Origin of the sequence: Ningiella ruwaisensis, from assembly GCF_004798935.1 — a bacterium.
Lineage (GTDB): Bacteria > Pseudomonadota > Gammaproteobacteria > Enterobacterales > Alteromonadaceae > Glaciecola > Glaciecola ruwaisensis.
The window spans coordinates 531,294-545,327 of record NZ_RAHT01000003.1 but is presented as its reverse complement, the minus strand read 5'-3'; the positions used below and the strand labels follow the sequence as shown (position 1 = coordinate 545,327).

10 protein-coding genes are annotated in these 14,034 nt (G+C 44.2%); 6 read left to right on the top strand and 4 right to left on the bottom strand.

Annotation, left to right across the window (positions count from 1 at the left end; genetic code table 11):
* The first annotated feature begins 88 nt into the window (after positions 1–88).
* On the top strand, positions 89–2,275 hold the full coding sequence (locus D6V41_RS08755) for an alpha-amylase family glycosyl hydrolase (protein ID WP_241664483.1): 2,187 nt from the start codon (positions 89–91) through the stop codon (positions 2,273–2,275).
* 97 nt (positions 2,276–2,372) lie between these two features.
* Positions 2,373–3,812 (top strand): M24 family metallopeptidase, encoded by a 1,440-nt coding sequence (locus tag D6V41_RS08750; RefSeq protein WP_136251080.1) that lies wholly within the window; start codon positions 2,373–2,375, stop codon positions 3,810–3,812.
* A gap of 91 nt (positions 3,813–3,903) precedes the next feature.
* Here D6V41_RS08750 and folE read toward each other — a convergent pair whose 3' ends face one another.
* Entirely contained in the window at positions 3,904–4,590 is a 687-nt protein-coding gene (gene folE / locus D6V41_RS08745; RefSeq protein WP_136251079.1) for a GTP cyclohydrolase I FolE, read from the bottom strand.
* 192 nt (positions 4,591–4,782) lie between these two features.
* Here folE and folM point away from each other — a divergent pair, with 192 nt between their 5' ends.
* From folM to D6V41_RS08725, 4 genes are all read left to right on the top strand, one after another.
* Positions 4,783–5,514, top strand: coding sequence for a dihydromonapterin reductase (gene folM, locus D6V41_RS08740; protein WP_136251078.1), 732 nt, complete (start codon positions 4,783–4,785; stop codon positions 5,512–5,514).
* A gap of 73 nt (positions 5,515–5,587) precedes the next feature.
* Complete coding sequence (locus D6V41_RS08735; RefSeq protein ID WP_136251077.1) at positions 5,588–7,768, top strand: TonB-dependent receptor; 2,181 nt, start codon at positions 5,588–5,590, stop codon at positions 7,766–7,768.
* 11 nt (positions 7,769–7,779) lie between these two features.
* Positions 7,780–8,886, top strand: coding sequence for an agmatine deiminase family protein (locus D6V41_RS08730; protein WP_136251076.1), 1,107 nt, complete (start codon positions 7,780–7,782; stop codon positions 8,884–8,886).
* The gene (locus tag D6V41_RS08725; RefSeq protein ID WP_136251075.1) at positions 8,876–9,778 is read left to right on the top strand and encodes a carbon-nitrogen hydrolase; all 903 of its coding nucleotides are present in this window, start codon (positions 8,876–8,878) and stop codon (positions 9,776–9,778) included. Before D6V41_RS08730 ends, D6V41_RS08725 begins: the two co-directional genes overlap by 11 nt.
* A gap of 29 nt (positions 9,779–9,807) precedes the next feature.
* On the opposite strand, the gene D6V41_RS08720 is transcribed toward D6V41_RS08725, so the two are convergent.
* The 3 genes from D6V41_RS08720 to D6V41_RS08710 all read right to left on the bottom strand — a co-directional run bounded on the left by D6V41_RS08720 (position 9,808) and on the right by D6V41_RS08710 (position 13,985).
* Positions 9,808–10,536 carry a hypothetical protein gene (locus tag D6V41_RS08720; RefSeq protein WP_136251074.1) on the bottom strand — a complete coding sequence of 243 codons (729 nt, stop codon included), beginning with the start codon at positions 10,534–10,536 and terminating at the stop codon, positions 9,808–9,810.
* 196 nt (positions 10,537–10,732) lie between these two features.
* Positions 10,733–11,446: a ligase-associated DNA damage response endonuclease PdeM gene (gene pdeM, locus D6V41_RS08715; protein ID WP_136251073.1), complete on the bottom strand. Its 714-nt coding sequence runs from the start codon at positions 11,444–11,446 to the stop codon at positions 10,733–10,735.
* 34 nt (positions 11,447–11,480) lie between these two features.
* Positions 11,481–13,985 (bottom strand): ligase-associated DNA damage response DEXH box helicase, encoded by a 2,505-nt coding sequence (locus D6V41_RS08710; protein WP_136251072.1) that lies wholly within the window; start codon positions 13,983–13,985, stop codon positions 11,481–11,483.
* Between the last annotated feature and the right edge of the window lie 49 nt (positions 13,986–14,034).

Sequence of the window (14,034 nt, the reverse complement as noted above, 5' to 3'; positions counted from 1 at the left end):
GTCTCAAACAAACGCGCCTAGTAAATACACATAGCAAGCACATCTGGCAAATCGACTTAGCCAACAGACTTATAAACGGAAGATGCTCATGAAAGTGACAGAAACAATAAAAGCAACAAATACAGTGAACGTGAATATTCAAAAACCAGCCGTAACGCCTGCCAACCTATTTAAGCCAAAATGCATCCTTGCTGCCCTTGCAGTGACTATGCTTGCTGCCTGTGGCCAGGCACCTGAGTCGCAGAATGAAACATCAACAAGCCCAGTGGAAAGCCAGCACACTGCGAAAACTAATCCCGATAAAACAGTGCCGGTCAGTGAGCAATTAGATAACTACCTGACTCGCGATATTAAAGATGAGGTGTTTTATTTTGTTATGCCCGACAGGTTCCATAACGGAAAACCTGAAAACGATATGGGCGATCCGGATATTCCGATTTCATACGGTGGTTTGGATAAAACGAGCAAGTGGGCGTTTCATGGCGGTGATATGGTGGGTCTTGAAGCAAAGCTCGATTATTTGCAAAACTTGGGCATTACATCCATTTGGATGACGCCAATTTTACGAAATAAAGCCATTCAAAAAGACGGGTTTGGCCATCATGGCTATTGGGTTGTCGATTTTACTGAAATTGACCCACATTTTGGCAGCAATGAAGAATTGAAAAGTCTGATTGATGCGGCGCACGAGCGCAATATTAAAGTCTTTTTCGACATTATTACTAACCATACTGCAGACGTTATCAAGTTTCGCGAATGTCATAACGACGATGGTTCTTTTAAGGAAGAAGGGCAAACCAAGTGTGCGTTTATCACAGAGGCTGAAATGGCGGCAGGCAAAACCTATACCCCATTTGTGCCAGAAAACGAGCAAGGCGTAAAGGTACCTGACTGGTTAAACGATCCGAAATACTACAACAATCAGGGTGACAATCTCTGGCAAGGCGAAAGCGTGATCACCGGCGATTTTGCCGGACTGGACGATATCGATACCAGCATGCCTGAAGTGCAGCAAAATATGATCAGCATATTCAAAGATTTGATCAGCGAGTTTAAGCCTGATGGATTTAGAATCGATACGGTTAAACACGTTGATATAGAATTTTGGCAGGTATTTGCCCCCGCCATTACAGAACATGCGCAAGATATTGGCATTCCTAACTTTCACCTTTTCGGGGAGGTTTACGATGGTAATCCGGCGGGTTTAAGTAAATACACTACAGAAGGACAATTGCCTTCAGTGCTTGATTTTGGCTTTTTCTTTAACGTAAAAGATGCGCTGCTTGAAGGAAAAGATATCAATCGAATCGCCCACCTTTTTGACAACGATGATTATTATCGAGATGCCGACTCAGGCCCTGATTTATTGCTTAACTTTTTGGGCAATCATGATGCAGGGCGCGTTGGTCACTTTTTACAAGCGTCTTTGGCAGATGCTTCGCCCGAGGAACACCTGCAGCGCAGCAAGCTCGCACATGCCTTGATGTTCTTCTCGCGTGGCGTGCCCGTTGTGTATTACGGCGATGAACAAGGCTTTACAGGTGACGGTGGCGATGTGGATGCCAGAGAAAACATGGACCCGTCGCTGGTAGATGTGTATAACGACAATATTCTCATCGGTACGGATAAAACCACGGCTGACGATAACTTTGACCCAAACCACCCGCTTTATCTCACCATCAATGACTTGGCGCAAACGCGCATTGAGCATCTGCCACTTCGTCGCGGCATCCATCAAATGAAGTTAGTGGATAACAACAAGGGATTACTTGCATTTTCGCGCATCGATATTGATACGAGAGATGAATATCTTGTGCTAATGAATAGCTCCAACGAGACTCAAACGCTTGAGTTACCCGTTGATGCCAATCAATATGAAATAATTTACGCGCTTAAGCAACCAGCTGAGATAAAAGTAAACGAGGGCTTTCTTAGCACGAAACTAGCGCCACTTTCTTTAGTGGTGTTAGACGCAAAAAGCGCCGTTGGCCATGCCGCTCTAACTGAGATAAGCATTGGCGATATGTATGAAGAAAACGATCGCGTGTTTATCCCTGCTGAAGTAAGCTTTGAAAATAACCTGGCGACAAACCTGATCAATGTTGAGTTCTACGCCGTGGACAGCATGGGCAATGAAGTGTTGCTAGCAAGTGATAATACTCATCCCTATCGTGCAGTCGTCATGCCAAGTGTCTTGGACGCTACTGCAACTATCAAGGTACGCGCTTCTAACTATGCCGATCAAACGATTGAAACGAGCTTGGAAATTGATTAACAATCAGCTAAAAAGCTAAGCTTAATCATCGTGATGAATATTATTTATCGCAGTAAATGATGTGCATTATTTGCATAAACTAAATTGGGGAATGGGTATGCCTAGCGCCACTTATCGCAGAATCTTCTTATTTTTAATATGCTTCGCTGTTTTGTCAGTGAATTCTGGCTTGGTATTAGCTGCTGATACATCTTCTGTTTTTGCTGACGATGCATTTGATTCAGTCACTGATACTCCCCACCAACATCAAACTTCTGGCGCCACTGATCCGCTTCAAAACATAGCAGATATGAAAACGCGCGCGTCGCTTATTGACCAAATGCTTAACGATAAGCTTGAAAATACCTTGCCAGAGCTCATGGCGCGAACGGGTATCGACATGTGGATTTTAATTTCTCGCGAATATAATGAAGATCCAGTTCTTAAAACCATGCTACCTGCCACCTGGCTTTCAGCGCGCAGACGAACCATTCTTGTGCTGTTTAATCCGGGTGACGGTAAAGCACTTGAGCGCTATGCCGTTGCGCGCTATCAGGTAGACACCATGTTCCAGAAAGCATGGGACAAGGAGTCTCAGCCAGATCAATGGCAGCGATTGGTCGAACTTATCAGGCAACTCTCTCCAAATAAAATAGGCATTAATAAGTCTGAACATTTTGCGCTTGCAGATGGCATGACAGCAACAGAACACCAGGCCTTTATGGAAGTCCTTCCTTCAGATCTACAAAGCAAGGTGGTGAGCGCTGAAATGCTTGCCATCGCTTGGCTTGAAACGCGCACTGAACTTGAAATGCAGTATTATCCAGAGATTGTGCGAATGGGTCATTCCATTATAAAAGAGGCTTACACCAGTGGATTCATAAAACCGGGGGAAACTACCACAAACGATGTTGTTTGGTGGCTTCGTGACCGTTCACGAGAATTAGGGCTGGATAACTGGTTTCATCCCAGTGTCTCTATTCAACGAGCCAGTGCAGAAAAATTTGACCATGTGAAAGCGTTTAGTGAAGGCAAGAAGGACCAAATCATTGAGCGGGGCGATTTGGTTCATATGGATTTTGGAATTACCTATTTACGCTTAAACACAGACCAACAACAGCACGCCTATGTATTGCGAGAGGGTGAAAGTGATGCCCCTGATTATTTGAAGCAGGCACTGGCCGATGCCAACCGCCTGCAGGATATATTTACGGCTTTGTTTAAAGAGGGGCGCACAGGTAACGAGGTTTTACTTGCTGCCAGAGAACAGGCAATAGAAGAAGGTATTAAACCGAGCATTTATACCCACCCACTCGGGTATCATGGCCACGCAGCAGGCACTACCTTGGGAATGTGGGATGCACAAGCTGGTGTGCCGGTACAAGGAGACTATCCTTTATTCAAAAACACAGCCTATTCTATTGAACTTAATGCCGCGCGCTTTATTCCTGAATGGGGAAAGGAAATACGGATCATGCTTGAAGAAAACGCGTTTTTTGACGGAACACGCGTTGAATATATGGATGGTCGTCAAACAGAATTTCATTTAATTCATTAAGGCGCAAGGTGCATTTTCATTCACAAACGCCATTTACAAACAAACAAGCCCAGACTCGGCTGGGCTTTAAGCTCGGATAGCTATTGTCTCTTTACGCTCTAAAAAACTCGCGTTTTAGTTCACTGTCGGTTTTAAACACGCCACCTAAAGATGAGGTTCGTGTGAATGAATTGGTATCGCGGATACCACGCGCTTTAACGCAGTAATGTGTTGCGTTAATACTCACAGCAACGTCTTTGGTGCCGGTGAGCGCCTGTAAGGCCACCATCACTTGCTGCGTTAAACGCTCCTGTACTTGAGGACGCTGAGCAAAAAATCCGACTAATCGATTTATTTTTGATAAACCAATGACGGTATCTTTTGGAATATAGGCCACAGTTGCTGTGCCATCTATTGTCACAAAATGATGCTCGCACGTGCTCGTTAAGCTAATGTCCGTTACCTGAACAGGCTCTTCGATAGACATTTTGTTTTCAATTTGTGTGATTTTAGGAAAACTGCGATAGTCAAGACCTGAAAATATCTCGTTGACATACATTTTCGCAATTCTTTTTGGCGTGTCCTGCAAACTATCGTCGTTAAGGTCTAAACCCAGCGTTTGCATTATGTCGCGCATAGAAGCCTGAATTCGGGCGCGTTTTTCTTCGCTGCTGAGTTTATTTTCAACCATAGGGGTTTCCAACCCATTGGCGATTAGCGCATCACGCACGAGCACAGCTTGTGGAGAGATCGCCAATTCGGTGGCTTCATGCATTACTATAGCTTCTTTTGCTAACATACTGTGTCCATCTATTTAATTTGTAAATCCATATACGCAATTACACGCGTGAATGGTTTACAATGTGATTCGACTTTATGCTTAAGTACTAAAAAACACGATCTTGCCAGTGTAAATTTACGTACCCACTGCAGATTTTTAATTTCGATCATTTAGACGAATAAACTACCAAAAAAGGCGTTTTACCAGCTTATGCCAGCACATACCTCTGCAAGAAATTCAGCACCTATTTTAATCACAGGCGGCGCGCAGCGCCTTGGATTGGCCATCGCGCACAGTCTTCTCGAACAAAATCTACCTGTGATTATAACATATCGCAGTGAAAAACCATCAGTGGAGCAATTGCGTAAGCTTGGTGCCGTCGCTATACATGCCGATTTTGCGACTAAACAAGGTGTTGATGACTGCATTGAAAAGATCAAGGCGCAGACTGATTGTTTGCGCGGAATTATTCATAATGCGTCAGATTGGGATCAAGAGTCACAAAGCGACGACTACGATGCGCTTTTTAATAAAATGATGCAGGTGCATGCAAACACCCCCTATCGATTAAACCTTGCCTTTGAATCGCTACTCAAAAATAACCATGGTATGAGTGATATCATCCACATGACAGATTATGTGCAGGAAAAAGGCAGCAAAAAACATATCGCGTATGCGGCAAGTAAAGCTGCGCTTCACAACCTAAGCTTATCTTTCAGCGCCTTGTTTGCGCCAAAAGTAAAAGTAAACTGCATCGCGCCTGCCTTGGTAATGTTCAATGACGACGATAGCGAAGAATATCGACAAAAAGCCTTAAAAAAATCACTTTTAGAAATTTGTCCGGGAGCGCAGGAGGCGGTAAAAGCGGTCAATTATTTGCTGCAAAGTGACTACGTTACCGGCCAAACTTTGCACCTAAACGGTGGCAGGCATCTAAAGTAAGCTTTTTCGCTTTTTACTGACTCATTATTCATTTTTTATTCGCATTCTCCTTTAATTAAACGTTAGGAATACAATGATTAAGCAAACGCTGTATCGAAGACCCCTTATCTTTAAGCGCACTGATAATGTTTCAGAGCAAACGGCTACTAAAGCCTTTAAGCACGCTTTTTGCCCTCTACTGTCAACATTGAGCTTGAGCCTGGGTCTAAGTCTGACGCTTTTTTCAAGCTTTGGTACAGCAAGAGACCTTGTTGATGCGCCAAGCACTCAAAACTCAGCGCTTGAAACAATCAGCGTAACAGCTTCGCGACAAGCGCAAAGCACTGTTGATGTGCCGGCAAGTGTATCGGTTATCAACCAAGACATGATTGAACGAATAGAAGCGCAACATATTAATCAGATTACCTCTCGCATTGCCGGAACCTGGATTAGTCGAGGAAATGGACAGGAGCACCTCACTGCCATACGCTCACCCGTTTTGACCGGTGCAGGAAGCTGCGGTGCCTTTTTCATGGCTTTGGACGGGATTAGTCTGCGTGCACCCGGTTTTTGTAATGCCAACCAACTATTTGATAGCAATACAGAGCAAGCCGCACGCATTGAGGTGTTAAAAGGGCCTGCAAGTACGCTATACGGCACAAATGCTCTACATGGCGCGATTAACATTATTACGCCCTCTGCTTTTGAACGAAGCTCATCTATTGGCGTGCAGGTGGGAGCCTACGATTTTGCCAGATTGTCGGGGCAATATCAGTGGGAGTCTGACAATAGCGCGTTTTTAGCTTACGGAAATGCAAATCAGGAAAATGGCTTTCAAACCGAGAGTGGATATGATCAGCAAAAAGCGACTTTAGTTTATGAACACGTAGCGCCTTTTGGTAACAATTCCTCTGAAAACCATAGCTGGCGCAATAAAACGGTAGTTGATATCGCCAATCTCAACCAAGAAACTGCGGGCTTCATACAAGGCTTTAGAGCATACGAAGACAAAGGCCTAAGAAGGATCAATCCCAACCCAGAGGCTTTTCGTGACGTAAAATCCTTACGCGCCTATTCCCAATTTGTCAAAACCACAGATACAGACCGTTTAAGCATTACGCCCTATGTGCGCTATAACGACATGCAGTTTTTACAACATTTTTTACCGTGGCAAGCATTAGAGGAAAATGAACACTCGAGCGTAGGGCTTCAAGTTCAGTATGATAGCCGCTTTGCTGGTGCCGAGCTTATTAGCGGTATCGACGCAGATTTTACCCAGGCAAGCCTCATTGAGACGCAAGACCAGCCATTTTCTCCCAGCATTCCAGAAGGTGAACATTATAATTATGAGGTTGATGCCATAGTAATGGCAGCCTTCGCTCAGGCAAAATGGAATGCAGGGGACTTATCATTTATATTGGGCGCCAGGGTGGAGCGAAGTGAGTATGACTACAACAACAAGTTGAGCGACGGCAGTGCATGTGAATCAGATGTGGCGGTATGCCGTTTCTCTCGCCCGCCTGACCAAACTGTGAGTTTCAGCAGCTTTTCGCCATCGGCAACGCTGGAATATCGCTTCTCAGACGCATTAATGAGCTATGTCAAATATAGTCAAGGCTTCAGAGCGCCCCAGGCAACAGAACTGTTTCGCTTACAAAATAACCAGGTGACCGCAGATTTGGACGAGGTCGATATGGATGCTGTGGAAGCAGGAGTGAGATATTCAATTTATAATCATAGCTTGCATCTTGCCGCATATGATATGGCCAAAGAAAATGTCATTATCAGTGATACAAACCGGCAAAATGTCACTGATGGTGAAACTTCTCATCAAGGGCTTGAGTTAGAGTATCGCTGGCAAGTGCTGTCAAACTTGCGTTTGTCCACAAACCTTACCTTTCAGCGCCATCGTTATGAAAGCAATTTAGCCATTACAGACACGCCTATTGAGGGCAATCGTGTGGATACCTCGCCTGATAGAATATTCGCCGCGCAAGTGCTGTGGCAAGCCACCGAAAAATTTGAAACAGAACTTGCCTGGCAGACACTCTCAGCATACTATCTCGACCCCGAAAATACGGCAGAATACGAAGGGCATTCTTTGCTTGATTTAACCTTGAGATATGCTGTAAGCGATACTATGTCAATCAAGCTGGGCATATTTAACGCATTAGATGAGGATTATGCGGAGCGCGCTGATTTCGCCTTTGGTAATTATCGCTATTTTGTCGGTCAACCGCGTCGCGCCTTTGTGAGCGTAAACTGGATTTTGTAAGGAATAAGCTTATGACCAATAAGCAGGAAAAAGCGATTTTAAGTGACAAAGACTTCAATGCCATTTTGCCGCAGCGAACGCTTCTCCCCGAATGGGCAGAACAAGAAGCCGTTGTTTTGGCTTGGCCACATGATGAAAGTGATTGGCAACCCTGGATAAACGAAGCTCGCACAACTTACGTTAAGCTGATAAAGGCCATTGCAGATGCCGGAGCTGGCGTAATATTGCTTTGTCATCAAAAAGACATTGGCTTGGCCAAATCCATGATCGATTTGCATTTACCTGTGCTTATTTTTCAAGCTGAGTTTAATGATACATGGACACGCGACTATGTTTTTCTTAGCTGCGAGACTGCGCGCGGAAATCAACCGGTTGAATTTGTATTCAATGGTTGGGGGCAAAAATTTGATGCCCGCAAAGATAACCTTGTTAATCAACAATTAAGTCAGTTGTGTCAGTTATCGCTGGTGTCTTGCGATACGGTGCTAGAGGGCGGTGCCATTGAAATCGACCAGAATCAGATTTTAATGAGCACGGCTTCATGTTTGTTTAACCCAAAGCGCAACAGTGAACACACAATGCAAGACTATGAATCTGTGTTTACAGACTTGCTTGGTGCTCGCCAGTGTCATGTTTTTCAAAATGGGCATTTAACGGGTGATGATACTGACGGACACATAGATACACTGGCGCGCTTTACACCACTGCGAGGGTTAGTAATGCAAAGTGCTTATAATCGACCCGATGATGAGCATTTTACAGGGCTAACTGCCCTTAAATTTGAGTTAGAGCAGGCATTTTCTGACTATGAAATATTTGAACTGCCGCTCCCAGATATGCGAAACAGCGACGGTGAGCGATTGCCTGCATCTTACGCTAATTTTTTAATTTGTAATGATTGCGTCCTCGCGCCCGTTTACCTTCAAAATGAAGATGAACAGGCATTAAATACCTTACAAAAAGCCTTTCCTAATCATCGCATAGTGGCTGTAGATTGCTCTGCCATTGTTCAGCAATTTGGTTCACTGCACTGCATTACTATGCAAATCCCTGTCAATACCTTGCAACCTGAAGTCTTAAATCAAATGAAAAAAGGAGTCTCTGTTTATGACGCCTAACCGTAAAAGCACCTTAAAAGTAGGACTGGTTCAGCAGTCGGTTGCCTCGAACAACAAACATGAAAACTGGGCTAAATCCGCCGAACGTGTAAGAGTATTAGCGTCTGAGGGTTGCGAGTGCATTCTATTACAGGAGCTACATTCAACCTTATATTTTTGCCAAACAGAAGATGTGAGTGTGTTTGATTTAGCCGAGCCTATTCCCGGCGAAGCAAGCGCATTTTTCGGAAAGCTGGCCAAAGAGTGTAATGTGGTGCTGGTGACTTCGCTGTTTGAGAAGCGTGCTGCAGGTCTGTATCACAATACAGCAGTTGTGTTTGACCGTAGCGAGCAAATTGCCGGGACTTACCGCAAAATGCACATTCCAGATGATCCAGGCTTTTACGAAAAGTTTTATTTTACGCCTGGTGACACAGGCTTTGAGCCAATTGACACAAGCGTAGGGCGATTGGGTGTTTTAGTGTGTTGGGATCAATGGTATCCGGAAGCCGCTCGCTTAATGGCAATGAACGGCGCACAAATATTATTTTATCCAACGGCAATTGGCTGGGATAGAACGGATCCACACGACGAACAAGGCCGTCAACAAGGCGCATGGGAAACCATACAGCGTGCGCATGCGGTAGCAAACTCAGTACCTGTTATTGTGGCAAATCGGGTAGGTTTTGAAGCCTCTCCAAATGAAGCAGATGTTGGCATTCAGTTTTGGGGACATAGCTTTATAGCAGGCCCGCAAGGTGAAGTGCTTGCTATGGCAAGTGATGATAAAGAAGAAGTTTTAAGCGTTGAGCTGGATTTAAACCGTACTGAAAACATCAAACGTATTTGGCCGTATTTTCGTGACCGACGTATTGATGCCTACGATGGTCTAAGCAAACGCTGGGGCAAATAAGCGCGTAACATCAAAAACAAGAAAACGCTTTAATCAGACACAATACTTAAGTTTGTGCTAAGTTGCTGCATAAGCGGCTTGAAATCATTCACTGGCCCTCGCTGAGGCAACTCTTCAGTCTCTGCTGGGCCTGATTGTTTAAGTTGATTTGCATAATCAAGCTTAATTTGTGATAAAGCCACATCAAGCTGTTTTGCCAATGCCTGATGTTGCTTGTGAACAAAATGATAGACATCTTGCTCGGCGATTTGTACATACCGGTACTTTTGGGTGTCTCTTAGCCTATCTGGCAAAAATAAATTGCTGGTTACAATGGCATTGACTCTGCCTGCCTCAAAAAACGTAAAGAGCCGGTGATGCTCTGCTAATTCAATTTTTAAATTAGTATTATCTTCTAGCTGCAGTTTTGATTCAGGAAATTCAAATCCAGAAACCGCGCCAATCGAACGAAGCTTGCCGATGTCACAATTTGGACATAGCTTTTTATTAATGACCACAAGTGTTTTACTATTGAGCAATGCGACATTAATGCGGATCAGGTTCGGGTAGTTTTGAGTGTGTTGCTCCAGGCGCAATGACAATCCATCAATCACACCTACATTTGCACTGACAATACTGCGGGTATACGGCAAATCCTGATAGCGTAGCGTATGACCAACCTGCGCATAAGCTTCTTCCAGCATTTGCTCTGCAATTTTAAACTCATCGTGTATCGGAGAAGAGCTGAGCACAATTTGCTTGGCTTGAAGTGTACCCATCGAGCACACAAATGCCGCAAAGCTTAAAGCAAAGCACAAAAAATATGACGCGCCATTCTGCGCCACCCCATTTTTATTTTTATTCGAGGTGCTAAAGAGCTTGTCCAAATTGTACATAAATGCGAGTTTACGTCCGTTAAAAACCGGTTTTAAAACAATCTTTTGCTGTTTTTGACCAGTTCTAAAGTATGGATTTTTATAACATAAACAGCTTTTTGTTGAACGTCAACATTATTTGACAATTATTTTTATTTACCAGTGAGCCTATGATCTCACTGCTAGTCGATAGCCCACCCGTATATTTGCCAAAAGCCGGCATTAGCAGGAGCTTTTCATCGAATACAAAAGACTTTCCGGTGACCTTTTTATGCGTCAATTTATAAGACGTTTTTGGATGAAAGTGTCCAACTACTTGTGCTTTGCAATGAGTATGATTTGAGATATCTTCAGGCTCATGAACAAAAAGAATTTCATCAAGTAAAAGACTATGAGCACGCTCACCGGCAAGCGTTTCAGGGATATCAGGGTCATGGTTGCCTAATATCCACACCCAGCGTTTAGTTTGCATCACCAATTGATTAATGTTCTCAAGATCTTCTTTCTCGATGCGAGACCGTGCATTTACATCATGAAAACTGTCTCCCAAACAAAGCACCGTTTTTGGCTGATATTCTGATATGAGTTGGGACATACGTTTTACTGTTTCTCGCGTGTCAAAGCGGGGCACCGGATGAGCAAACTGCGTTAAGAAACTGCCTTTTTCAAAATGTAGATCTGAAAAAACAAGCAGGTCTTGTTCTGGCCAGAATAAAACAGCTCTTCCATCCGCTAAAAATCGCTGTGAAGCGAATTTGAACGGGATCACAGTATTTTCAAGCACCAGGGATTTGAGCTTTTCAGAATTTATCATTTATTTATTGTTTATTATTTATTCTTGTTTTATATCAGTTTTCGTTGCTAAGCAGTTCACGTATTTCTTCCATCATATTTTCAGCCTCCTGATACAGATTAGCTTGTTCAAGCAGAGCCTGAGTTCCAGCACCTGTCACTTGCTCACTGCGCACGTCCAGAACAATGGGAATTGCCATTGGTGAAGGCTTTGTTAAGCATACAAAATCAAATGCACCGTCAAAGCGGATAAGTAAATCTGCAGTGCGAGACAAATCCAGCAGTTCACGTTCGGCATCTTCTCTGGTGACTCTCAGCAATACATGATCTTTATCGTATTCTCGCAATGTATCGTATATCAAATCACTTGAAAATGTGACCTGACGCATGGTCTTTTTACTGCTGTGGTACTGTTGTTCTATTAAGCCGCTAACAACGGCTACTCGTCGAAAGGAACGCTTTAGCATTGCTGCTTCAAGCATCCAGTCTTCAAGCTCATCTCCGAGAATATCAGGGTTAAAAAGCTGCGGGATATGTTTTTGCTCGACTTTCTTCAGTGAACAAATGGAAAGTCCATAATCAGTAATAGAAAAGCTCAAAGGTTGCAGTCCCATTTTTTCCATCCGTTTGGTTATCAGCATACCTAAGGTCTGATTGGCTAAGCGGCCTTCGAATGTGTAAAACAATACAAACTCGGCTTTCCTGAATGGAAACTGCTCAATTAACACTTTATTGGCCTGCGGAATTTTGCTGAAGGCCACTTGTAAATCCAGCCATTCTCGCACTTGTTTAGGCAGGGCATGCCATCTGTCGGGTTCATTTAACAACTGGCGAACAGCATCGGCCAAATAAGTCGAAAGAGGCATTTGCCCGCCCACATAGCTTGGTATTTTAGGCTCTTTGGCTTTGCCGGGTTTGGCCTCCAGGATCATATCTCTAATCCCTTCAAAACGAAGCACCTCGCCTGCAAAATAAAAGGTATCGCCCTTGACCAACTGCTGGGCAAAGTATTCTTCAACTTCTCCGATAATCTTGCCTTGATGCGCACGTCTTAAACGCTTCACTTTCAATCTGCCAGCTTCAACAATGGTACCGATGTTTTGTCGATGTCGCATGATTACGCGTTTATTTGCCGGCTTATAGGTGTTTGGAGCAACTTCCTCGAGTCGGTTATATCGCTCGTAAGCTTGCAGAGCGTATCCCCCATCTTGAGTGAAATACCAAAGTTGCTTGAAGGTTTGTTTATCAAGCGCCTGATATGGCGGAGCCTGAGTAACTTGCTCAAAAATTTGTTCAATACCTGCAGGCTCACTGCACAAACAATTCAATATAAATTGCGGGATAATATCAAGCGCACCCGATTGCGGTGCATCACCATCAAGCTCGCCTTTTTTAATCGCATCAATAGCCGACAAGCACTCAAGTGCTTCAAAACGGTTGCCCGGCACGAGCAATGCCTGGGAAGGTTCATCCATGCGGTGATTTGAGCGGCCTATTCGTTGCAGCAAGCGACTTACACCTTTCGGTGCGCCCATTTGAATCACTAAATCCACATCGCCCCAGTCAATACCAAGCTCCAGTGCCGAGGTTGCGACAATGGCTTTAAGCTTTCCGCTTGCCATCATTTGCTCTGTTTTTTGGCGCTGGTCTTTACTTAGAGAGCCATGATAAATCGCGATAGGCAGTACTTTACTATTTTCTTCCCAAAGCGCCTGAAAAATCAGCTCTGCACTGGCGCGGGTATTCACAAACACTATCGTCGTTTTGGCTTTTTCAATCGCGAGATAAACATCTTTTATGGCATATTTGGCCATGTAACCGCCAAAGGGCATGCGGGCTTTGGAATTGAGTATTTTAACACGTGGCTTAATACGGCTCTTTGCTTCAATGATACGGCACGGCTCAGCATTTTCGCCTAACCAACTAGCTAAAATATCAGGGTAAGCAACGGTAGCAGAGAGTCCAAAGCGGATAAAGTCGCTACAAAGGTAAGACAACCTAGCTAATGCCAGGGAGGTAAAGTCGCCCCGTTTGGTATGGGCAAAACTGTGAACTTCGTCAATGATCACGCATTTTAAAGAAGAAAAGATTTGCGGGGCGTCTGCGTATGAAAGCATCAGCATCAGTGACTCGGGCGTGGTTAGCAGGATATTTGGTGGGTTGCGCCGTTGTTTTTGTCGCTGATAGCTTGTGGTATCTCCTGTTCTGCTTGCCACTTCAATATTCAGCTGCATATCTTCAATAGGTTGATGCAAATTTCTCTCAATATCGTAGGTAAGCGCTTTAAGTGGCGAAATGTATAAAGTGTGTAAGCCTTTAATTTTTAAGGAGCCATTTTTTACCGAGCGGCTTGCTTCGCTTTGTTTATACAGGTCAATCAGGCTTGGCAAAAAGCCAGATAAGGTTTTGCCAGCGCCGGTAGGTGCAATGAGCAAAGTGGATTCGCGCCTTACAAACGCAGTCGCCATTTGTTTTTGATAAGGGCGTAGGCGCCAGTTCTTTTGCTCAAACCAGTTCTGAAAAACACTTGGAATGACGGCACGTTTAGTTGCCTGACTCAAATTGTCTCCCTTTGCTCGTTAATGTAATCGATAGGCGCATACATTGCGG